A 21628-nucleotide genomic window follows, 5' to 3' on the forward strand; every position below is an offset into this window, starting at 1 on the left:
GCCGAGCGCGCCGTGGCGGACGCGCACCGTCGCGAGTGGGCCTTCGTGCTCGCCGCGACGGCGCGCGTCGCCGGCGACCTCGACGTGGCGGAGGAGTGCGTGCAGGACGCGTACCTGGCCGCGCTGGCGGCCTGGGCGCGGGACGGCGTCCCCGACAAGCCGGGCGCCTGGCTCACCGCCACGGCGAAGCGCAAGGCGCTCGACGTGCTGCGCCGGGAGAAAGTGTTCCGGTCGAAGATGCCCCTGCTCGTCGAGCCGGCGGAGGCCGAGATGACGGAGGAGCCCGACGGGGCCGCGGTCCCCGACGACCGGCTGCGGCTGGTCTTCACCTGCTGCCACCCGGCGCTGGCCCGCGAGGCCCAGGTGGCGCTGACCCTGCGCCTGGTCTGCGGGGTGGCCACCGGCGACATCGCCCGGGCCTTCCTGGTCACCGAGACGACAATGGCGGCCCGCGTCACCCGGGCCAAGAAGAAGATCGCCGCCGCCCGGATCCCGTACCGGGTGCCGGACGCCGCCGAGCTGCCCGAACGGCTCGACGCCGTACTCACCGTGATCCACCTGCTCTTCACGACCGGGCACACCGCCCCGACCGGAGCCGGCCTGGTCCGCGCCGACCTGGTCGACCGGGCGGTGCACCTGACCCGGATGCTGCTCGCCCTGATGCCCGACGAGCCGGAGGTACGCGGGCTGCTGGCCCTGCTGCTGCTCACCGACGCCCGCCGGGCCACCCGCACCGACGCCGACGGGCGGCTGCTGGTGCTGGAGGAGCAGGACCGGTCCCGCTGGGACCGGGCCGCCATCGCCGAGGGCAACAGCCTGGTCCTCGGCGCGTTCCGCACCGGCCGGGTCGGCCGGTACGCCCTCCAGGCCGCCATCGCCTCGCTGCACGCGGTCGCCCCCAGCTACGCCGCCACCGACTGGCCCCAGGTCGTACGCCTCTACGACGAGCTGCTGAAACGCTGGCCGTCCCCGGTGGTGGCGCTGAACCGGGCGGTGGCGGTGTCGATGGTGGACGGCCCGGCGGCGGCCCTGGCGGAGGTCGACGCCCTGGCCGCCGACCCGCACCTGGTCGGTTACCACTACCTGCCGGCCATCCGCGCCGACCTGCTCCGCCGCCTCGACCGGCCTGCCGAGGCGGCCGACGCCTACCGGGCGGCGCTGGACCTGGTCGACAACGAGGCCGAACGCGCCTTCCTGACGTCCCGCCTCACCGAGGTCACCCCACCGTCACCGTGACTCTCCCCCTCGCCGGCTCGCCTCGGTGAATCTTGGCCACCAACCGTTCACCACGAACGGCAGGTGTCCAAGATTCAGTTGGCGCTGCCGAACCAGGTGACCGCCTGGCCGTGGCCGCGGGTCCAGGCCAGCGGTTGCCCGTCCAGCGCCAGCACGTTGTGAAAACCACCGGGCGGCTGCTCGGGCAGCGCGGGGTAGCGCAGCACGTCGGGGTCCTCGTTGGCGATCCAGTGCCCGGGCAGCCCGCGTACCACCTCGGCGAACGCCTCCCGCCTGGGCGGCGGCACCTGGTACAGCACCGAGGTGTGGAACACCACCAGGGTCGCGTCCCCGGGCGCCCGCGCGGCCAGCGCCGGCAGGTCGTCCACGAGGTCGCCCCGGACCAGCAGCGGCGGGTCGGCCGCGGCGACGGCAGCCGCGGCCCGCAACCGCTCGCGGCGGTGCCCGTGCTCCGGCCAGATGAGCGCGTCCAGCCACGCCACGTCGGCCGGGTCGGTCACGTCGAGCGGGTTGAGGTCCAGGCCGGCCCGCCACACCACCTCGGGCCGGCGGGCCGGCGGCGCGGTCCCACTGATCGCGCAGTCGAGGACCGGTTCACCGGTGCCGAGCGGGTGGTCGCCGTAGCGGTAGGCGTACCGGTCGGGGTAGAGGTTCAGGCCCGCCGAGGCGCCGACCTCCAGCAGGGCGAGCGGCCCGGGCAGCGCCGCCAGCACCGGCAGGAGTACGGCACACCGGCCCGACTCGTTCGTCTGCGTGGCCCGGACGCGCAGCTCCGCCTCGACGGCCGGCCAGTTCGCCAGCGCGTACCCCCGGAAGGCGACCGGATCGGTGACGGGCCCGCCGAGCAGCCGGACCACGGCGAAGAGCAGGTTCGGCTGGCGCTTGGCCGGCGGCAGGGTGTCGATCCGGGCCAGCAGCTCGTCGTCGCGGGACACCGCCTCCGACAGCCGCTCATACGCGGGCGACACCCCGCGCGCCTCCCGGGCGGCGAAGGTGGCGTAGCGGTCGGCGGTGGTCATGGCCCGAGCCTCCCAGCCGGACGCGGTCGCGCGCGACGTGAGCTTCGTCCCGCCCGGGAAAAGCCGCGAGCGCGGCAGGGAGTTCCCTGCCGCGCTCGCGAGCGGTCGTGCGTCAGCTGCAGCCGCTGGTGGAGCCGCAGCCCTCGCAGACGTAGCAGCTGCCGGCGGGCCGCATCTTCGTGCCGCAGGTGAAGCAGAGCGGCGCGTCCGCGGCCTTGCCGATCACGGCCTCCAGCAGTTCGGTGCTGGAGCCCACCGACGGCGCCGGCTTCACGGCGGCCACGTCGGCCATCTCCTGCGCCGGCTGGGCCACCGGGCCGGTCTTCGGCTCGGGCGCCTCGACCGGGGCGGAGGCGGCCATCGCGGTGAGGTCCGCACCGCTCGCCTCCGCCTCCGCCTCGGCCGCGAGCTGGGCGGCCCGCTCCTTCGCGGTGAAGATGCCCAGCTCGGCGCGGCGCTCGTACGGCAGGAAGTCCAGGGCCAGGCGACGGAAGATGTAGTCCATCACCGAGGCCGCCATGCGCACGTCCGGGTCGTCGGTCATGCCGGCCGGCTCGAAGCGCATGTTGGTGAACTTGCTGACGTACGTCTCCAGCGGGACGCCGTACTGGAGACCGATGGAGATGGCCACCGAGAAGGCGTCCATCACGCCGGCCAGGGTCGAGCCCTGCTTCGACATCTTGAGGAAGACCTCGCCGAGGCCGTCGTCCGGGTACGACGAGGCGGTGAGGTAGCCCTCCGCGCCGCCGACCGAGAACGAGATGGTCTGCGACGGGCGCTTCTTCGGCAGGCGCTTGCGCACCGGCCGGTATTCCACGACCTTCTCCACGACCTTCTCGACCTCGGCGGCCGGGGCCTGGGTCTCGGCGGCGGTCTTGTTGTTCTTGGCGACCGAGAGCGGCTGGCCGACCTTGCAGTTGTCCCGGTAGATCGCCAGCGCCTTGAGGCCGAGCTTCCAGCCCTCGAAGTAGATCTTCTCGACGTCCTCGACGGTGGCCTGCTCGGGCATGTTGACCGTCTTGGAGATGGCGCCGGAGACGAACGGCTGGATCGCCGCCATCATCCGCACGTGGCCCATCGGGGCGATCGACCGCTCGCCCATGGCGCAGTCGAAGACCGGGTAGTGCTCCGGCTTGAGGCCCGGGGCGTCCACCACGTGGCCGTGGTCGGCGATGTGCTCGACGATCGCCTCGACCTGCTCCTCGGGGTAGCCGAGGCTGCGCAGGGCGCGCGGCACGGTCTGGTTGACGATCTGCATCGAGCCGCCGCCGACCAGCTTCTTGAACTTGACCAGCGCCAGGTCCGGCTCCACACCGGTCGTGTCGCAGTCCATCATGAAGCCGATGGTGCCGGTCGGCGCGAGGACGCTGGCCTGCGAGTTGCGCCAGCCGTTCTTGTCACCGATCTTGTTGCCGAGCGTCCACTGCCTGGTGGCCTCGCGCTGGACGGCGGTGGCCACGGTGCCGGTCGGCTTGATGGCGTCGTTGGCGGCGGCGTGCTTGCGCATGACCCGCTTGTGCGGCTCCGCGTTGCGGGCGTAGCCGTCGTACGGGCCGACGACGCCGGCCAGCTCGGCGGAGCGGCGGTAGGCGGTGCCGGTCATCAGCGAGGTGATCGCCGCGGCGACCTCCCGGCCCTGCTCCGAGTCGTACGGCAGGCCGGAGGCCATCAGCAGCGCGCCGAGGTTGGCGTAGCCGATGCCGAGCTGCCGGTAGGCGCGGCTGGTCTCACCGATCTTCTCGGTCGGGAAGTCGGCGAAGCAGATCGAGATGTCCATCGCGGTGATGACGAACTCGACCGACTTGACGAACTTCTCCACCTCGAAGCCGCCGTCGGCGCGCAGGAACTTCATGAGGTTCAGCGAGGCCAGGTTGCACGAGGAGTTGTCCAGGTGCAGGTACTCCGAGCACGGGTTCGACGCGGTGATCCGCCCGGTCTCCGGGCAGGTGTGCCAGTCGTTGATGGTGTCGTCGTACTGGAGGCCGGGGTCGGCGCACTCCCAGGCCGCCTGGGAGATGCTGCGGAACAGGTTCTTGGCGTCGATCGTCTCGATGACCTGGCCGTCGAGCCGGCCGCGCAGGTCGAAGCCGCCGCCGTTCTCCACAGCGGTCATGAACTCGTCGGAGACCCGGACCGAGTTGTTGGCGTTCTGGTACTGCACGCTGACGATGTCGGCGCCGCCCAGGTCCATGTCGAAGCCGGCGTCCCGCAGCGCGCGGATCTTGTCCTCCTCGCGCGCCTTGGTGACCACGAACTCCTGGATGTCCGGGTGGTCCACGTCGAGGATGACCATCTTGGCCGCCCGCCGGGTGGCGCCGCCGGACTTGATGGTGCCGGCGGAGGCGTCCGCGCCGCGCATGAAGCTGACCGGGCCGGAGGCGTTGCCACCGGAGGACAGCAGCTCCCGGGAGGAGCGGATCCGGGACAGGTTGACGCCGGAGCCGGAGCCGCCCTTGAAGATCAGCCCCTCCTCCTTGTACCAGTCCAGGATGGAGTCCATCGAGTCGTCGACGGACAGGATGAAGCAGGCGCTGACCTGCTGCGGCGACGGCGTGCCGACGTTGAACCAGACCGGCGAGTTGAAGCTGAACACCTGGTGCAGCAGCATCCAGGTCAGCTCGTGCGCGAACACCTCGGCGTCGGCCGGGGTGGCGAAGTAGCCGTACTCCTCACCGGCGGTGCGGTAGGTGCCGACCACCCGGTCGATCAGCTGCTTGAGCGACCACTCCCGCTCCGGGGTCCCCACCGCTCCCCGGAAGTACTTGGTGGTCACGATGTTGGCCGCGTTGACCGACCAGGACTCGGGGAACTCCACCCCGCGCTGCTCGAAGTTGATCGAACCGTCCCGCCAGTTCGTCATCACGACGTCGCGGCGCTCCCAGGTGACCTCGTCGTAGGGATGCACCCCCTCGGTCGTCCAGACGCGCTCGATCTTCAGCCCTGTCCCGGCCTTGTTCCGTGACTTGCTGGTCGTCACGCCCTCGCCCCCCTCGTCAGCGCGGTCACCCACCGCGCGTCGTCAAACTGTCAGAAATCCGTGAAACTCAACTGGTCGCGCCGGCGGCCTCGACGGCCCCGGCACCCTCCCGCGCCCGCGCGGCGGCCCGCAGCGTCTCGATCTCGCGCTCGAAGTCGGCGAGCGAGTCGAAGGAGCGGTAGACGCTGGCGAACCGCAGGTACGCCACCTCGTCGAGGTCGCGCAGCGGCCCGAGGATGGCCAGCCCGACCTCGTTGCTGGGGATCTCGGCGGCCCCCTTGGCCCGGACGGTCTCCTCCACCTTCTGCGCGAGCAGCGCGATGGAGTCGTCGTCGACCGGCCGTCCCTGGCACGCCTTGCGCACCCCGCCGATGATCTTGGTGCGGCTGAACGGCTCGGTCACCCCGCTGCGCTTGACCACCGCGAGCACCGCCTCCTCGACGGTGGTGAACCGCTTGCCGCACTCGGGGCAGGACCGCCGCCGCCGGATGAGCTGGCCGTCGTCGGCCTCCCGCGAGTCGACCACCCGGGAGTCGGCGTGCCGGCAGTACGGACACCGCATCGCCTGACCTCCTTCATCGACCGCGGCCCACCGCCCGCCTCCGGGCACACGTCACCGCGGCGGCACCATCTCTCGATGGCCGCCGCCGGGTCGGCGGTGCGGGAGTGCGGTCGGTAACCGGACCCAACCTGTAGGCAACTTACGCCCGTGTAACCACAACATCTAGGGGTCGACCGTATGTCGTCGCACTAGCGAGGTCAAGTTGAGCGGCGTGTCCGGCGAGTCGCCAGAATCACGTGCCCGTGCCGTCTCGTCCCGCCGTACCGAGGAGCCCAACGGCCGGGCGCCGCCGGGGTCACGGGCCGCCGGGATGGAACATGCGTTCGAGAGCGACGTACCATTTATCAGAACAGGCGTTCGGAAATCCAGGATTTCGGGGCGACACGCCGACAACAGGTCGTACAGATGTTTGAAAATGGCCGATCTCACCTATACGGTCAACAACGACCGGGCGCGGCTGATCGCCGCGGGCCGGTCGGGAGCACCACCTGAGCACGCACCACGAGCCGACGAGGCACCCAGCGCCGACCAGGGAGGGACGGACGTGACCGAGGACCGGGCCAGCCGGCAGAAGAACCCGCAGCCGATCGACGGGGCGGGTCCGCCGGCGACCCGTCGACCCCGCACCGCACGCAGCCGGGCGGCCCAGCCCGCCGTGCGTCCGGTCACCCCGGTGGTCAGCAGCTTCCCCGACCCGACGACCGTCGACCTCACGGCCCGGCAGCGCCGGATCCTGGAGTTCATCCGCACCTGGGTGGAGCGCCACGGCTACCCGCCGAGCGTGCGCGAGATCGGCGAGGCGGTCGGCCTGGTCTCCCCGTCCAGCGTCGCCTACCAGCTCAAGGAGCTGGAGAAGAAGGGCTTCCTGCGCCGCGACCCGAACCGGCCGCGCGCCGTGGACGTCCGGGCCCCCGGCGACATCGACGACGAGGCGGCGCGCGCCCAGCGCCCCGCCCCGGCGTACGTGCCGATGCTGGGTCGGATCGCCGCCGGTGGCCCGATCCTCGCCGAGCAGGCGGTGGAGGACATCTTCCCCCTCCCCCGCGAGCTGGTCGGTGAGGGCGAGGTCTTCATGCTCCAGGTCAAGGGCGACTCGATGCTCGACGCGGCGATCTGCGACGGCGACTGGGTGGTGGTCCGGCAGCAGCCGACCGCCGAGGTCGGCGACATCGTGGCGGCCATGCTCGACGGCGAGGCGACCGTGAAGACCTACCGGCGGCGCGACGGGCACGTCTGGCTGATGCCGCAGAACCCGGCCTTCGACCCGATCCCGGGCGACGACGCCACCATCATGGGTCGCGTGGTCGCCGTGCTGCGCCGCATCTGAGACCACAGAAAAGGGGGGTGACCGGCGGTCACCCCCCTTTTTCCTGCGCTCAGTAGCGGTCGCCCCGGTACTCCCGGCCCCCGCCGGAGACCTGGCCGTACTGCTGGCCCCGGCCGCCGTAGCCGCCGTCCCGGCGATCGGGCTCCCGGCGCGGCGGTTCGGCGCGCCCGGGGCCGTAGCCGCCACCGCCGCCCGGCCCGCCACCGCCGCCCGGCCGGCCACCGCCGTAGCCGCCACCGCCCGATCCCCCGCCGTAGACGCCGCCACCCTGCGGGCGGCCACCGCCCTGCGGGCCGCCGCCGTAGACCGCGCCGCCGCGACCGCCGCCGCCCTGCGGTCGGCCGCCGCCGTAGACCCCGCCGGCCGGGCGCCCGCCGTTGGCCGGGGCGCCGCCGTAGACCCCGCCCTGGCCGCCACCGCCGCCGTAGACGCCGCCGCGCGGCGGGACGTCGGGCCGGTTCGCCGGCGGGTAGCCGGGGTTGCCCGGGAACCCGTCGCCGCCCTCGTCGGTGGGGTCGGCGGGCGGCGCCGGCTTGCGGCGGGCCTTCAGGATGCCGAAGATGCCCGCGCCGACCATGAGCGCGCCCAGCACGCCGACCGCCGCGATGAGGTACGTGATCTCGTCCAGGCTGAGCCCCTCGATCCAGGACTTCTGCGCGGCCGGCTTGGTGGCGTCCTTGCCGGCGTTGGGCAGCGCCTCGACCCCTGTGGTGGCCGGGGCGTAGCTGAGGACGTCGATCGGGTCCGTGGCGTCCAGGAGGCCGCCGTCGGAGACGGTGACGAAGGACTTGCCGTCCGCCGTGTAGGAGATGGCCTCGCCGAACGGGTCGGCGAGCGGGGTCACCCGCGGCTTGCCGGTGGTCAGCGCGGCGACGATGTTGCCGCCGGTCACGTCGAACTCGAAGGCGTCGCCGTAGGTGCGCACCACCACCTTGCTGCCGTCGGGCGAGCGGGCTGCGCCGGTGACCAGCAGCCGGCCGGGGCCGCCCAGCTTGTTCTCGGTGTTGGTCTTGGGGAGCGTGAACTCGCCGACCTTCTTCATCGGGATCGGCTCGGTGTCCGCGGTGCTCTTCAGCTTCGCCGTGGGCGTGAAGATCTCCGACTTGCCGGAGAGGTCCTTCGTGATGACCAGCGGCAGGTTGTCGTCGCCGACGAGCAGCGCCTCGGCGTCGTGCGGCTCGTTGCCCGGGTAGGTCAGCCGGTGCAGCACCGGCTGCTTCGACCCGCTCAGCGGCATGATCCAGACCGCGACCCGCTCCCGGCGGGTCTTGGCCTCGACGTTGTCGCCGGTGTCGGCGATCCAGAGGTTCTTCTTGTCCGGCGCGAGAGCCAGGTCCTCGGTGTCACGAGGCCCCGGATCCGGGTATCGGACCGGGTCCTTCGCGATCTCGCACTTGGTGTCGAGGAAGAAGATCCGCTTGCGGCTCTCGTCCTCGCTGCCGTCGTTGATCACGACGTAGCCGGTGCTGGTGGCGACGATGCCGGACAGCTCCCGGAGTCGCTTGTCCTCGATCGTGCACTTCTTCTTGGGAGCCGCGGCCAGCACGGGGGCCGCGGCGGGAGCCGCCAGGGCCAGCCCGGCCGGCGCCACGACCGCGCCGACGACGCCCAGCGCGATCGTGACCGAGTAGACAGCGTGCCGCATGGCGCCAAGTGTCGCACGACCCGCGTTTCCGGCGGGTGACGCCGGACGGCTCACCGCCCGGCGCCCACCCGTTCCTCGCTGGTGAGCCGGTCCCCCGCCCGGTACGGCGCGAGTTCGGCGGCCAGCGCCTGACCCACCCGGACGTGCAGCAGCGTGCCCTCGGGCAGGTGCGCGGTGCTCAGCACCTCGCCCTGCCGGTGCACCCGGGCCACCAGGTCACCCCTGTCGTACGGAAGCACCGCCCGGACCTCGACGGCCGGCCGCGGCAGCCGCTGCTCGATCGCCTCGCGCAGGCCGTCGATCCCGCGCCCGCTGTGCGCGGAGACGAGGACCGCCTCCGGCCAGAGCCGCTTGAGCCGCAGCAGCGTCTCCTCGTCGGTGGCGTCGGTCTTGTTGACCACCAGCAGCTCGGGCAGCCGGTCGGCGCCCACCTCGGCGAGCACCTCGCGGACCGCCCGGACCTGCTCCTCCGGGTCGGGGTGGGTGCCGTCGACCACGTGCACCACCAGGTCGGCGTCGCCGACCTCCTCCAGCGTCGAGCGGAACGCCTCGACGATCTGGTGCGGCAGGTGCCGGACGAACCCCACCGTGTCGGAGAGGGTGTAGAGCCGGCCGTCGGAGGTGGTGGCTCGGCGGGTGGTCGGGTCCAGGGTGGCGAACAGCGCGTTCTCCACCAGCACGCCCGCCCCGGTGAGGCGGTTGAGCAGGCTGGACTTGCCGGCGTTGGTGTAGCCGGCGATGGCCACCGCGGGCACCGCGTTGCGGGAGCGGCGGGCACGCTTGGTCTGGCGTACCGTCGTCATGCTCTTGATCTCGCGGCGCAGCCGCGCGATCCGGTGCCGGATCCGGCGCCGGTCGGTCTCGAGCTTGGTCTCACCGGGACCGCGCAGGCCCACGCCGCCGCCGGCGCCACCGCCGCGGCCGCTGCCGCCGGTCTGCCGGGAGAGGGTCTCACCCCAACCGCGCAGTCGCGGCAGCAGGTATTCGAGCTGGGCCAGCTCGACCTGCGCCTTGCCCTCGCGGCTCTTGGCGTGCTGGGCGAAGATGTCGAGGATCAGGGCGGTGCGGTCGACCACCTTGACCTTGGTGCGCTGCTCCAGGTTGCGCAGTTGCGACGGCGACAGCTCACCGTCGCAGATGACCGTGTCGGCGCCGGTGGCGAGCACCACCGCGCCCAGGTCGTCGACCTTGCCCCGACCGATGTACGTCGCCGGGTCGGGCCGGTTGCGCCGCTGGATCAGCCCCTCGAGCACCTGCGAGCCGGCCGTCTCGGCCAGCGCCGCCAGCTCGGTGAGGCTGTTGTCGGCGTCGTCCTGGGTCCCCTCGGTCCAGACGCCCACGAGGACGACCCGCTCCAGCCGGAGCTGGCGGTATTCGACCTCGGTGATGTCGGTGAGCTCGGTGGAGAGGCCGGGGACCCGCCGCAGCGCCTGCCGCTCCGACAGCTCGTACTCGCCGGTGGTGGCGTCGAGCTCGTCGTCCTCGTAGGGAAGGAAGGTCTCCTGCTCTCGCAAACCGCGACTCCTGTCCGTTATGTCTTTTGTCGGGGCATTTCCCGTTCGCATGAGCATCCTGACACGTACCAACGCGCCACGCACCTGCTATATGCCCGTGGCGCTACTAACCGGTAGCGGGGTCGGATGCCAGCCGACCAGGGTGGGCGAGTAGAAATGCCAGGCGAGCCGCTCAGCGCCGACGGAGGAGTTCTACGTGGCCAACACCCGACTGCCGAGTGCCGGATTCTCGATCACGATCCGGATCGCGGTACCCGCGGACGCCTCCTCCATCGGGCGGCTCACCACCGCGGCGGGCGAGGCCGGCGCCATCGTCACCGCCCTGGACGTGGTCGACTCCGACCCGGCCCACGTGATCGTCGACCTCACCTGCGACACCGCCGACTCCAACCACGCCGACCAGGTGGTCGACGCGCTGACCGCGCTCGACGGTGTGGACGTCCGCAAGGTCTCCGACCGCACGTTCCTGCTGCACCTCGGCGGCAAGATCGAGGTCAGCTCGAAGGTCGCACTGCGCACCCGCGACGAGCTGTCCCGCGCGTACACCCCGGGGGTGGCCCGGGTCTGCCAGGCGATCGCCGAGAACCCGGCCGACGCCCGCCGGCTCACCATCAAGCGCAACACCGTGGCCGTGGTCAGCGACGGCTCCGCCGTGCTCGGCCTGGGCAACCTCGGGCCGGCCGCCTCGCTGCCCGTCATGGAGGGCAAGGCCGCGCTGTTCAAGCGCTTCGGCGGGGTGGACGCCTGGCCGGTGGTGCTGGACACCCAGGACACCGACGAGATCGTGCAGATCGTCAAGGCGATCGCGCCCGCGTACGGGGGCATCAACCTGGAGGACATCGCCGCGCCGCGCTGCTTCGAGATCGAGGCCCGGCTGCGCGAGGCGCTGGACATCCCGGTCTTCCACGACGACCAGCACGGCACTGCCATCTGCGTGCTGGCCGCGCTGACCAACGCGCTCCGGGTCGTGGGCAAGCAGCTCTCGGACGTCCGCGTCGTGGTCTCCGGCGCCGGCGCGGCCGGCACCGCGATCATGAAGCTGCTGCTGCGGCAGGGCGTGGGCGACATCATCGCGTACGACCGGCAGGGCGCCCTGCACCGCGGGCTGCCCGACCTCAACCCGGCCTGGCAGTGGCTGGCGGAGAACACCAACAAGGAGAACTACTCCGGCGACCTGCCCGGCGCGATCCGGGGGGCTGACGTGTTCATCGGGGTGAGCGCCCCGAACCTGCTCACCGGCGAGGACATCGCCGGCATGGCCAAGGACGCCATCGTCTTCGCGCTGGCCAACCCCGACCCCGAGGTGGACCCGCGGGAGGCCCGCAAGCACGCCGCCGTGGTCGCCACCGGCCGGTCCGACCAGCCGAACCAGATCAACAACGTGCTCGCCTTCCCGGGCGTATTCCGGGGCATGCTCGACGCGCACGCCGAGGAGTTCACCGAGGAGATGGCGATCGCGGCGGCCCGGGCCATCGCGGACGTGGTCGGCGAAGACAAGATCAACCCGACGGTGATCGTGCCGAGCGTCTTCGACTCGCGGGTGGCCCCCGCGGTGGCCGCCGCGGTACGCGCCGCGGCTCAGAACCCGGCCACGACGCCCCCGCCGGCCGCCGACCCGGGCCCGGCCGACCTCCCCGAGATCGCGGCCAACGCCAGCGCCACCCCCTGACCGAGCCTTCCGGGTGCGTCTGTCGTCGCGATAGCGACAACAGACGCACCCAAACCCGTGATCACCGCAGCGCCGGGCGCCTCTCGGGGTTGATCAAGAGGTTTACGTCGGGAACGCGCCCGTTTCAGACGCAAACTTCTTGATCAACTCGGCGGGGGCAGGGTGATCTCGCCGGTTGCCACCAGGACGGCGGGGCCGGAGAGCCAGCAGGTGTCGTCGGTGATCGTGATCGTGAGGCGGCCGCCGGGGACGTCGACGGTCATCGTGCCGGTCTCCCGGCCGGCGTCGCGCAGGGCCACCGCCGCCACCGCGCACGCGCCGGTGCCGCAGGAGAGCGTCTCGGCCGAGCCCCGCTCGTAGACCCGCATGAGCACGTGCCCGTCGGTGCCCTCGACCGGCTCGCCGGGGGTGGTGAACTCGACGTTCACCCCGGACGGGAAGAGGGACGGGTCGACGTCGGGCGCCCGGGTGAGGTCCAGGCCGCCCAGGTCCAGGCTGGCCGGCAGCGCGCAGACCAGGTGCGGGTTGCCCACGTCCACCGCCGCGCCGGTCAGGGTGAGCCCGCCCACCGTGGCGGTCGCCGTGTCGTACAGCCGGGGGCGGCGCATCTCGACGGCGACCTCGGCGCCCTCGACCCGGGCGCGGACCAGGCCGGCGCGGGTGGCCACCGGCAGCGCCGCGCCGGACGGGGTGGCGAGCCCGGTCTCCAGGAGGTAGCGCACGAAGACCCGGGCGCCGTTGCCGCACATCTCGGCGAACGAGCCGTCGGAGTTCCAGTAGTCCATGAACCACTCGGCCTCGCCGGCCAGCGCCGCGCCCTCCGGGTGCTTGGCGGCGCGTACCACGCGCAGCACACCGTCGCCCCCGATGCCGCGCCGCCTGTCGCAGAGCGCGGCGACCAGGCCGGGCGTCAGGTCGAGCGCCCCGTCCGGGTCGGGCAGGATGACGAAGTCGTTGCCGGTGCCGTGGCCCTTGGTGAACTCCACGCCTCCATCATTCCCGATGCTCGGCGACCACCCGCAGCGCAGTGTCGACAAACGCGGGCGAGGCCGAGTCGAGCCAGTGGATCCGCGGGTCGCGGCGGAACCAGGAGCGCTGCCGGCGGACGAACCGCCGGGTGGCCCGGATGGTCTCCTCGTACGCCTGCGTCTCGGTCAGCTCCCCGGCCAGGAACCGCAGCACCTGCTGGTAGCCGAGCGCCCGGCTGGCCGTACGCCCCTCGGGCAGGCCCTCGCCGACGAGCGCCCGCGTCTCGGCGACCAGGCCGTCGGCCCACATCCGGTCCACCCGCAGCGCGATCCGCTCGTCGAGCAGCGCGGTGTCCAGGTCGACGCCGAGCTGCACCGACGGGTAGTACGGCGTCGGCGCGGGCAGCGACGCGGTGAACGGGGCGCCGGTCAGCTCCACGACCTCCAGGGCCCGGACGATGCGCCGGCCGTTGCTCGGCAGGATTCCCGCCGCGGCCACCGGGTCGGCCTCGGCCAGCCGGGCGTGCAGCGGGGCGGGGCCGACAGTGGCCAGCTCCGCCTCCAGCCGCTCCCGGACCGCCGGGTCGGTGCCGGGGAACTCGAAGTGCTCCAGCACCGCCCGTACGTAGAGCCCGGAGCCGCCGACCAGCAGCGGCACCTTGCCCCGGGCCAGGATGTCGTCGACCGCCGCGCGGGCCAGCCGCTGGTATTCGGCGACGCTGGCCGGCTCGGTGACGGGCCAGATGTCGAGCAGGTGGTGCGGCACGCCCTCCCGCTCGGCCGGGGTCAGCTTGGCGGTGCCGATGTCCATGCCCCGGTAGAGCTGCATCGAGTCGGCGTTGACCACCTCGCCGTCGAGGGCGTGCGCCAGGGCGATGCTCAGCGCCGACTTGCCCGCCGCGGTCGGCCCGACGACGGCGACGACCGTTCGACTCACACCTTCTCCCAGTTCGCCACGAAGTAGGCAACGCCGTAGGGGGCCCGGTGGTAGCTGACGTCGCCGCGCCAGTCGCCGCCCGCCGCGCGGGCCGCGCCGGCCAGCACCTGCCAGGGCGCCCGCCCGGCGGCCCTCAGCTCCGCCGACAGCACCGGGTCCAGGCCGAGCAGGCCCTCGACGTCCGCGCCGGCCAGGGCCGTGGCGACCCCCTCGTCGTACGCGGGCGCGCGCGGGTCGTCGTAGCCGGGCGCCTTGACGCCGCGGCAGGCCGACCCGTCCCCGAGCACCAGCAGCGCGACCGGCCCGTCCGCCTCCCCGACCAGGTCGGCGCCGAGGGTGGCGCACTCGGCCGGGGCGGCGTCGGCGGCGACCGCGCGGGCCAGTCGGGGCAGCTCGGTGCCGGACCGGTTCACCAGCCAGGCGCCGATGGTCAGGCTCAGCGGCAGGCGGTCGCTCCCGGCGCAGTTGACCTTCCAGAGCCGGACGTGCCGGTCCAGCCCGAACGGGCGCAGCGAGCCGTGGTCGGCGCTGCCGAACCGCTCGGTCTCCGGCCCCGCGCCGAGCAGCAGGATCGCCTCGGGGTCGGCGGCGAGCAGCCGGGCCACGGCCGCGTCGGCGGCGGCGCGGAGGTCGTCCAGCTCGGGCGCGGCGGCGCCGGCCAGCTCGGGCACGATCAGGGGCGGGTGGGGGCAGACGGCGGCGGCGACCAGGGGCACGGCACCAACCTATCCGTATCCCCCGGTGCGTCCCCGCGCCGATCCGGTCATCGAGGCGCTACGACACCGTATGGTCACGGTCGACGACAGGCGCTCGACACGGACCGGGTCGGACCTGTGACAATGCCGGGAGAACTTTGCTGCGCCGTGGCGGCGATCGCGGGAGGAGTCCCGTCGACGCCGGGAGAACGAGGATGGGCACATGAGCGACTGGACTGCCTTCGGACGGGTCGACGAGGACGGCACCGTCTACGTCAAGACCGCCGAGGGCGAGCGGGTGGTCGGATCCTGGCAGGCAGGGGCACCGGAGGAAGGGCTCGCCCACTTCGCCCGGCGCTTCGCCGACCTGGTGACGGAGGTGGACCTGACCGAGGCCCGGCTCAACTCGGGCGCGGCCGACGCCGGCCACTCGCTGACCACGATCCGGCGGATCCGCGCCTCGCTGCCCGAGGCGCACGTCGTCGGCGACATCGACGCCCTGGCCGCGCGCCTGGACAAGCTGGCCACGGTGGCCGAGGAGAAGGCCGGCGAGGCCCGGGCCGCCCGGGACGCCGCCCGCGGCGAGGCCCTCGCGCGCAAGACCGCCCTGGTCGAGGAGGCGGAGAAGCTGGCCGCCGAGTCGACCGGCTGGAAGACCGCCGGCGACCGGCTCAAGGAGATCCTCGACGAGTGGAAGACCATCCGCGGGGTCGACAAGAAGGCCGACGGTGAGCTGTGGAAGCGGTTCGCCGCCGCACGCGACGGCTTCACCCGCCGCCGGGGCGCCCACTTCGCCTCCCTCGACCAGCAGCGCAAGCAGGCGCAGGGGATCAAGGAGGAACTGGTCGCCGAGGCCGAGAAGCTCAAGGAGTCGACCGACTGGGGCGCCACCGCCAACCAGCTCAAGGACCTGATGGCCCAGTGGAAGGCCGCGCCGCGCGCCTCCAAGGAGGCCGAGCAGAAGCTGTGGGAACGGTTCCGGGCGGCGCAGGACGAGTTCTTCACCCGGCGCAGCGAGGTCTTCTCGGCGCGCGACAACGAGCAGCGGGCCAACCTGGAGCGCAAGCAGGCCCTGCTCGCCGAGGCCGAGGCGCTCGACGTCGACGGCGACCCGAAGGGCGCCCAGGCGAAGCTGCGCGAGATCCAGGCGCAGTGGCACGAGGCCGGCCGGGTCCCCCGCGAGGCCGCCGCCGGGCTGGAGCGCCGGCTGCGCGCCGTGGACGACAAGGTCCGCGAGGTCATGGACTCGGCGTGGCGGCGCACCTCCAAGGAGGACAACCCGCTGCTGGCCCAGATGCGGGCCCAGGTCGCCGAGGCCGAGGACCGGCTGGCCCGGGCGCAGGCGGCCGGCGACACCCGCCGGATCAAGGAGGCCGAGCAGGCGCTCGCTTCGAAGCGGCAGTTCCTCCAGCTGGCCGAGCAGGCCGGCTGAGCCGAGCTTCACCGGAAGCCCCGGTCCCGAGTCGGGACCGGGGCTTCCGCATGTCCGCCCCGGGTGTTCAGACCTGCGGCAGCACCACGAGCCCGCTGTTGTAGTCGGCGAGGACGAGGTCCGGCCGGCCGTCGCCGGTGAGGTCGCCGACGGCGAGGCCCCGTCCGGGGTAGCTGCTGGCGTAGGGCAGGCCCCACAGGCGCTCGCGGCCGAGCTGGCCGTCCGGGCGCTGCAACGAGACCCCCGCCGCCTGCCAGCCGCCGTGCGCGGTCACCGCGTCGAGCAGGGCGTCGCCGTTCACGTCGGCCAGCACCACCGGCTGGGGGATGTCGTAGTGCGGGTAGGCGACCGGGGCGCCGAGGGCGCCGGCGCCGGTCTGCGGGAACACCAGGAGCCGGGAGGCGGGCTTGTTGCCGCCCGCCGTCACCGCGACGTCCGCCCGCCCGTCCCCGGTCAGGTCGCCGGCCGCCATCGACCCGACGCCCCGGGCGGTCCCGTCGGGGACCGGGTACGCGCCGGCGCGGGCGAAGTTCCCCTCGGCGGTCTGGGTGAAGACCTCCAACGTCGCCGTGGTGTTTGTCAACTGGACGATGTCGCGGCGGCCGTCACCGTCCAGGTCGGCGGTGTCCACCAGCCCCCGGTCGTAGCCGTCGTCGACGAGGACCGGCGGGGCGAAGGTCCGGCCGTCCACGCTGCGGTGCACGGTCAGCCGGTCCTGCTCGGCGACGACCAGGTCGGCCCGGCCGTCGGCGTCCAGATCGGCCAGCCGCAGGTCGGCGGGACGGGTCGCCAACGGCAGCAGGACCGGTGCGGCCAGGCCGCCGGCCTGTTGCAGGAACACGTCCACCCCGGAGTTCGCGATCGCCGCGACGTCGGTGTCGCCGTCGGCGTCCACGTCGCCGGTGGCGAGCACCACCGTCCCGTTCGGGTAGCCGTGCGTGTCGAGGACCTGCGGCGGGGCGAGGGTGCCGTCGGGCCGCTGGGCGAGTACGAGGAGCTTGCAGTTGTCCTCCGGCAGCTCCGCGTAGGTGTAGGTGCCCATCAGCAGGTCGCCCCGGCCGTCGCCGGTCACGTCCGCCACGGCCACGCTCGACGGGATCACCGTGCCGAAGCCGTAGGTGCGGTAGGAGCCGTAGTTCACCTGGCCGTACGCGGGCACGACGGTGTGCGCGACGGCGGCCGAGGCACTGGCGCCGACGGCCGGTGTCTGGCTGCCGGCGAACTGGGCGTGCAGGGTGTGGGCGCCGACCGGCAGGCTCGTGACGATCTCGGCCCGGCCGGCGGAGTCGAGCCAGGCGCCCTGGAGCGCCTGGCCGTCCGCGTAGAAGTACACGCCGCCGAGGAACGTCGGGGTGTCCGGGTCGGCGGCGACGACCTTCGCGGTCAGCAGCGCGGCCTGCCCCGCCTCGGTACGCGCCGGCGAGACGGTCAGGGTGATGCTGCTCGGCGCGCCGACTCGGGCCCAGACCTCGGCGGAATCGTTGCTCGACGCGGCCGAGACGGCCCGGACCCGGTAGAGGTACTCGGGGCCGGTGGTCACCGCCGTGTCGACGAAGCTCGTGCCCGTCGTGTCGCCCCGGCTCTCGTAGCTGCCGTTGTTCCAGCGCAGCACCGTGTAGCCGGTCGCGCCCGGGCTCGGCTCCCAGGACAGCGTGATCCGGTCGGGCGCGCCGGTGGCCCGGACGCCCCGCGGCGGGTTGATCCAGGTCGTCGCGCTCACCTCGCGGGACGGCCGCGAGGCCAGGTCGCCGCTGGTGCTCACCACGACGTACCAGTAGCGGCTGGCCGCCGTGAGACCCCCGTCGGTCCACTCCCGCTGGTCGGTGGACGCGACCTGCTGGTAGGGCCCGCCGCTGCTGCCGGACCGCAGCACCCGGTAGCCGGTGGCGCCGGTGCCCGCCGTCCAGGTGAGCCGGATCTGCTCGTGGGAGAGCGCCGTCGCGGTGACGGTCTTCGGCGCGGACAGCCCGAGCGCCCAGGCCGGCGCGGCCGGCGCCAGCACCGCCACGAGGGCGAGCAGCACCAGGGCTGACAGTGTTCGCCGGTGGTCCCGGTACCCGGCTGTCACACGCATCGACGATTCCCCCGTTTCCGGCACTCCTGCGGCTTGCCGCCCCATCGTTGGCCGGGAACGGGACCGTCGCCGGGCAGGCGTGACCGAAGACGCAAAAGGTGAACGGGTGTCCGGGCAGGGCGGCCGGGGACGGAATCGGCGGTCCGGTCGACGGCGATCGGCGTTGACGGCATCGAGCCGCACTGATCAGAATGGGCGGCGGAGCCAGGTTCCAGCACCGGCACGAGGGCACGACGGCCGATCCCGCCGTCGACGATCGCCGGCGCTTCCCCCGCGGGTGGCCGTCCACGTGACACGGCCCGGCGCGCGCTGTCCGCGTACTCGATGACGAGCGGGCCGTCTCCCCTGGTCTTTCCGCCCGCGGCGCTCGCGCGGCGCGGGCATCCGAAGTGGAGCTCGCCAATGCACCGACCCACCGCCCTCGGCGGCGCCCTCGCGGCGCTCGCCACCGCCGCGGCCGGCGTCCTCGTCGCCGCCGCCGTCAGCACCACACCGGCCGCCGCCGCCACCGGCGGCACCGGCACCGGCTACCTGCACACCAGTGGCAACAAGATCGTCGACAGCACGGGGGCCACGGTCCGGCTCACCGGCATCAACTGGTTCGGCATGGAAACCGACAACAAGACCTTCCACGGTCTGTGGTCGAGCAACCCGTGGCGCGGCCAGCTCGACACGATGGCCCGGCTGGGCTACAACACGCTGCGCATCCCCTACTCGAACGACGCGCTGAAGCCGGGCGCGACGGCCACCGGCATCAACGACTTCGTCAACCCGGACCTGGTCGGCCTGTCCCCGTTGCAGATCCTCGACAAGGTCATCGACTACGCGGGCAGCAAGGGGATGCGGGTCATCCTGGACCGGCACCGGCCGACCTCGGCCGGGCAGTCGCCGCTCTGGTACACCTCGACGGTCTCCGAGGCGACGTGGATCGCCGACTGGAAGACGCTCGCCCAGCGGTACGCGAACAACCCCACGGTGATCGGCGCGGACCTGCACAACGAGCCGCACGCGGAGGGCACCAACCCGGCGGCCACCGGAGCCTGCTGGGGCTGCGGCGACACCGCGCGGGACTGGCGGCTGGCCGCCGAGCGGGCCGGCAACGCGATCCTCGGGGTGCAGCCGAACTGGCTGATCTTCGTGGAGGGGGTGAGCTGCCCGAGCGGCGGCCTGTCGAACGTCTGGGACAACGACCCGAGCAACGACGAGGACTGCGGCTGGTGGGGCGGCAACCTGTCGAAGGCCGGTCAGTTCCCGGTCCGGCTGAACGTGGCCAACCGGCTCGTCTACTCCCCGCACGAGTACGCCACCTCGGTCTACCACCAGGCGTGGTTCGACGACCCGACCTACCCGGCGAACATGCCGGCGATCTGGGACAAGTACTGGGGCTACCTCTACAAGCAGAACATCGCGCCGATCATGATGGGCGAGTTCGGCACCACGCTCCAGGACCCGAAGGACAAGGTCTGGCTGCAGAACCTGATGGCGTACACCGGGACCGGCGTGAACGGCATGTCCTTCACCTACTGGTCGTGGAACCCGAACTCGGGTGACACGGGCGGCATCGCCAACGACGACTGGACCACCATCAACCAGGCCAAGCAGGACATCCTCCAGCCCTACCTGATCCCGCCGGTGGGTGGCGGCGGCACCACCAGCCCGTCGCCGACGGGCACCCCGAACACGTCGCCGAACCCGACCACGCCGGCGCCGACGGGCGGCTGCACGGCCACGTACAAGCAGGTGAACGCGTGGCAGGGCGGCTTCCAGGGCGAGCTGACCGTGAAGAACAGCGGCACTGCCGCGCTCAACCCGTGGTCGGCCACCTGGACCTGGCCGTCCGGAGTGACCCTGGCCAGCGGCTGGAACGCCACCGTCACCCAGTCCGGCACCACGGTCACCGCCGCCGCGCCGACCTGGGCGTCGTCGCTGGCGCCGGGCGCCTCGGTGACCATCGGCTTCACGGCCAACGGCACGGTGGCCGCGCCGGGCGCCGTGAAGCTCAACGGCACCGCCTGCTGACACGGCGACGGCCGGGGCCGCCACGGGGCGGTCCCGGCCGTCGGCCGTCGGTCAGTGCGCGGCGCAGCCGCCGGTGGGGGCGGGCGCCGCGGCCGGCGCGCCGATCGTCGGCAGCCCGAGCAACACCCCGGGGGTACGCGGGGCGCGCCCCGCCTCGGCCGCGTCGCCGGCCCGGGTGCGCCGGTGCGACAGCGGCTCACCGTCGGCGTTGAGGTGGTGCGGGGCGGCGTAGGTGACAGTGGTGTGCACGATGTCGCCGGGGCGGACCTGCCCGGCCAGCGACCCGGCGTCGAAGTGCACGAGCCGGCCGTCCCGGGCCCGGCCGGACAGCCGGCCGGTGCGCTCGTCCTTGCGCCCCTCGCCGACCGCGACCAGCACCTCGACGGTCTCCCCGACCAGCTTCCGGTTCTCCGCCCAGGTGATCTCCTCGACCGTGGCGATGAGCCGCTCGTACCGCTCCTGCACGACCTGCTTGGGCAGCTGGCCGTCCATGGTCGCGGCCGGGGTGCCGGGGCGCTTGGAGTACTGGAAGGTGAACGCGGACGAGAAGCGGGCCTCGCGGACCACGTCGAGGGTCTTCTCGAAGTCGGCGTCGGTCTCGCCGGGGAAGCCGACGATGATGTCGGTGGTGATCGCCGCGTCGGGCATGGCGGCCCGGACCTTCTCGATGATCCCCAGGTACTTCTCCGACCGGTACGACCGGCGCATGGCCCGCAGCACGTCGTCGGAGCCCGACTGGAGCGGCATGTGCAGCGAGTGGCAGACGTTCGGCGTCTCGGCCATCGCGGCGATCACGTCGTCGGTGAAGTCCTTCGGGTGCGGGCTGGTGAACCGGACCCGCTCCAGCCCCTCGATGTCGCCGCAGGCGCGCAGCAGCTTGCCGAAGGCGTAGCGGTCGCCGAACTCGACGCCGTAGGAGTTGACGTTCTGCCCGAGCAGGGTCACCTCCAGCACGCCCTCGTCGACCAGGGCGCGCACCTCGGAGAGGATGTCGCCGGGGCGCCGGTCCTTCTCCTTGCCGCGCAGCGAGGGCACGATGCAGAACGTGCAGGTGTTGTTGCACCCCACCGAGATCGACACCCAGCCGGCGTACGTCGACTCGCGCCGGGTCGGCAGCGTCGACGGGAAGACGTCGAGGGATTCGAGGATCTCCACCTCGGCGGCGGTGTTGTGCCGCGCGCGCTCCAGCAGCACCGGCAGCGAGCCGATGTTGTGCGTGCCGAAGACCACGTCCACCCAGGGCGCCTTGCGGACGATGTCGCCGCGGTCCTTCTGAGCCAGGCAGCCGCCCACGGCGATCTGCATCCCCGGGTGCTTGTCCTTGACGGGGCGCAGGTGACCCAGGTTGCCGTAGAGCCGGTTGTCGGCGTTCTCCCGGACCGCGCAGGTGTTGAACACCACCACGTCGGGCTGCTCGTCGGCCTCGGCGGCGCGCACGTAGCCGGCCTGTTCGAGCAGGCCGGAGATGCGCTCGGAGTCGTGCACGTTCATCTGGCAGCCGTACGTGCGCACCTGGTAGGTGCGCGGGCTGCCCGCGGCTGCGGTAGTCATGAC

15 protein-coding genes are annotated in these 21628 nt (G+C 72.9%); 5 read left to right on the forward strand and 10 right to left on the reverse strand.

Going from position 1 to position 21628, the window contains the following annotated elements; genetic code table 11:
* Positions 1-12 precede the first annotated feature (12 nt).
* A complete protein-coding gene (locus GA0070603_RS12100; RefSeq protein ID WP_425270503.1) occupies positions 13-1236 on the forward strand; it encodes an RNA polymerase sigma factor in 1224 nt (407 codons plus the stop codon).
* Positions 1237-1310: 74 nt separating this feature from the next.
* On the opposite strand, the gene GA0070603_RS12105 is transcribed toward GA0070603_RS12100, so the two are convergent.
* The 3 genes from GA0070603_RS12105 to nrdR form a co-directional block, all read right to left on the reverse strand.
* The gene (locus GA0070603_RS12105) at positions 1311-2255 is read right to left on the reverse strand and encodes a DUF2332 domain-containing protein (protein WP_091311902.1); all 945 of its coding nucleotides are present in this window, start codon (positions 2253-2255) and stop codon (positions 1311-1313) included.
* 112 nt (positions 2256-2367) lie between these two features.
* Positions 2368-5265, reverse strand: coding sequence for a vitamin B12-dependent ribonucleotide reductase (locus GA0070603_RS12110; RefSeq protein WP_091311913.1), 2898 nt, complete (start codon positions 5263-5265; stop codon positions 2368-2370).
* Positions 5266-5299: 34 nt separating this feature from the next.
* Entirely contained in the window at positions 5300-5794 is a 495-nt protein-coding gene (gene nrdR, locus GA0070603_RS12115; RefSeq protein ID WP_091311916.1) for a transcriptional regulator NrdR, read from the reverse strand.
* A gap of 544 nt (positions 5795-6338) precedes the next feature.
* On the opposite strand from nrdR, the gene lexA reads away from it, so the two are divergent.
* Positions 6339-7121, forward strand: coding sequence for a transcriptional repressor LexA (gene lexA / locus GA0070603_RS12120; protein ID WP_091311919.1), 783 nt, complete (start codon positions 6339-6341; stop codon positions 7119-7121).
* A gap of 49 nt (positions 7122-7170) precedes the next feature.
* Here the strand turns inward: lexA and GA0070603_RS31485 are convergent, their stop codons facing one another.
* Together GA0070603_RS31485 and hflX are read right to left on the reverse strand one after the other, a co-directional pair.
* Positions 7171-8766 carry a hypothetical protein gene (locus GA0070603_RS31485; protein ID WP_091311922.1) on the reverse strand — a complete coding sequence of 532 codons (1596 nt, stop codon included), beginning with the start codon at positions 8764-8766 and terminating at the stop codon, positions 7171-7173.
* Between the two features lie 50 nt (positions 8767-8816).
* The gene (hflX, locus tag GA0070603_RS12130) at positions 8817-10280 is read right to left on the reverse strand and encodes a GTPase HflX (RefSeq protein WP_091311927.1); all 1464 of its coding nucleotides are present in this window, start codon (positions 10278-10280) and stop codon (positions 8817-8819) included.
* A 196-nt stretch (positions 10281-10476) separates the two neighbouring features.
* On the opposite strand from hflX, the gene GA0070603_RS12135 reads away from it, so the two are divergent.
* On the forward strand, positions 10477-11949 hold the full coding sequence (locus tag GA0070603_RS12135) for an NAD-dependent malic enzyme (RefSeq protein ID WP_091311931.1): 1473 nt from the start codon (positions 10477-10479) through the stop codon (positions 11947-11949).
* Positions 11950-12092: 143 nt separating this feature from the next.
* Here the strand turns inward: GA0070603_RS12135 and dapF are convergent, their stop codons facing one another.
* Genes dapF through GA0070603_RS31215 form a run of 3 tightly spaced genes read right to left on the reverse strand, consistent with a single transcriptional unit; the run spans position 12093 to position 14570 of the window.
* On the reverse strand, positions 12093-12935 hold the full coding sequence (gene dapF, locus GA0070603_RS12140) for a diaminopimelate epimerase (RefSeq protein WP_091311935.1): 843 nt from the start codon (positions 12933-12935) through the stop codon (positions 12093-12095).
* Between the two features lie 7 nt (positions 12936-12942).
* On the reverse strand, positions 12943-13968 hold the full coding sequence (miaA, locus tag GA0070603_RS12145) for a tRNA (adenosine(37)-N6)-dimethylallyltransferase MiaA (RefSeq protein ID WP_091321874.1): 1026 nt from the start codon (positions 13966-13968) through the stop codon (positions 12943-12945).
* A complete protein-coding gene (locus GA0070603_RS31215) occupies positions 13851-14570 on the reverse strand; it encodes a class III extradiol ring-cleavage dioxygenase family protein (protein WP_139131866.1) in 720 nt (239 codons plus the stop codon). Before GA0070603_RS31215 ends, miaA begins: the two co-directional genes overlap by 118 nt.
* 202 nt (positions 14571-14772) lie before the next feature.
* Between GA0070603_RS31215 and GA0070603_RS12150 the strand changes: the two genes are divergently transcribed.
* Positions 14773-15981 (forward strand): DUF349 domain-containing protein, encoded by a 1209-nt coding sequence (locus GA0070603_RS12150; protein WP_091311939.1) that lies wholly within the window; start codon positions 14773-14775, stop codon positions 15979-15981.
* Positions 15982-16048: 67 nt separating this feature from the next.
* Here GA0070603_RS12150 and GA0070603_RS12155 read toward each other — a convergent pair whose 3' ends face one another.
* Positions 16049-18055 (reverse strand): FG-GAP-like repeat-containing protein, encoded by a 2007-nt coding sequence (locus tag GA0070603_RS12155; protein ID WP_139131867.1) that lies wholly within the window; start codon positions 18053-18055, stop codon positions 16049-16051.
* Between the two features lie 402 nt (positions 18056-18457).
* On the opposite strand from GA0070603_RS12155, the gene GA0070603_RS12160 reads away from it, so the two are divergent.
* Positions 18458-20074: a cellulase family glycosylhydrolase gene (locus GA0070603_RS12160; protein ID WP_091311947.1), complete on the forward strand. Its 1617-nt coding sequence runs from the start codon at positions 18458-18460 to the stop codon at positions 20072-20074.
* 51 nt (positions 20075-20125) lie between these two features.
* On the opposite strand, the gene miaB is transcribed toward GA0070603_RS12160, so the two are convergent.
* Positions 20126-21625 carry a tRNA (N6-isopentenyl adenosine(37)-C2)-methylthiotransferase MiaB gene (gene miaB, locus GA0070603_RS12165; RefSeq protein WP_091321876.1) on the reverse strand — a complete coding sequence of 500 codons (1500 nt, stop codon included), beginning with the start codon at positions 21623-21625 and terminating at the stop codon, positions 20126-20128.
* Positions 21626-21628 lie beyond the last annotated feature (3 nt).

Source organism: Micromonospora chersina (genome assembly GCF_900091475.1).
Lineage (GTDB): Bacteria > Actinomycetota > Actinomycetes > Mycobacteriales > Micromonosporaceae > Micromonospora > Micromonospora chersina.

Bases quoted from the DNA above. Each gene is read 5' to 3' on its own strand.
- miaB (WP_091321876.1), bottom strand. From the start codon at position 21,625: ATGACTACCGCAGCCGCGGGCAGCCCGCGCACCTACCAGGTGCGCACG.
- GA0070603_RS12150 (WP_091311939.1), top strand. From the start codon at position 14,773: ATGAGCGACTGGACTGCCTTCGGACGGGTCGACGAGGACGGCACCGTC.
- GA0070603_RS12160 (WP_091311947.1), top strand. From the start codon at position 18,458: ATGCACCGACCCACCGCCCTCGGCGGCGCCCTCGCGGCGCTCGCCACC.
- GA0070603_RS12155 (WP_139131867.1), bottom strand. From the start codon at position 18,055: ATGCGTGTGACAGCCGGGTACCGGGACCACCGGCGAACACTGTCAGCC.
- GA0070603_RS31485 (WP_091311922.1), bottom strand. From the start codon at position 8,766: ATGCGGCACGCTGTCTACTCGGTCACGATCGCGCTGGGCGTCGTCGGC.
- GA0070603_RS12105 (WP_091311902.1), bottom strand. From the start codon at position 2,255: ATGACCACCGCCGACCGCTACGCCACCTTCGCCGCCCGGGAGGCGCGC.
- nrdR (WP_091311916.1), bottom strand. From the start codon at position 5,794: ATGCGGTGTCCGTACTGCCGGCACGCCGACTCCCGGGTGGTCGACTCG.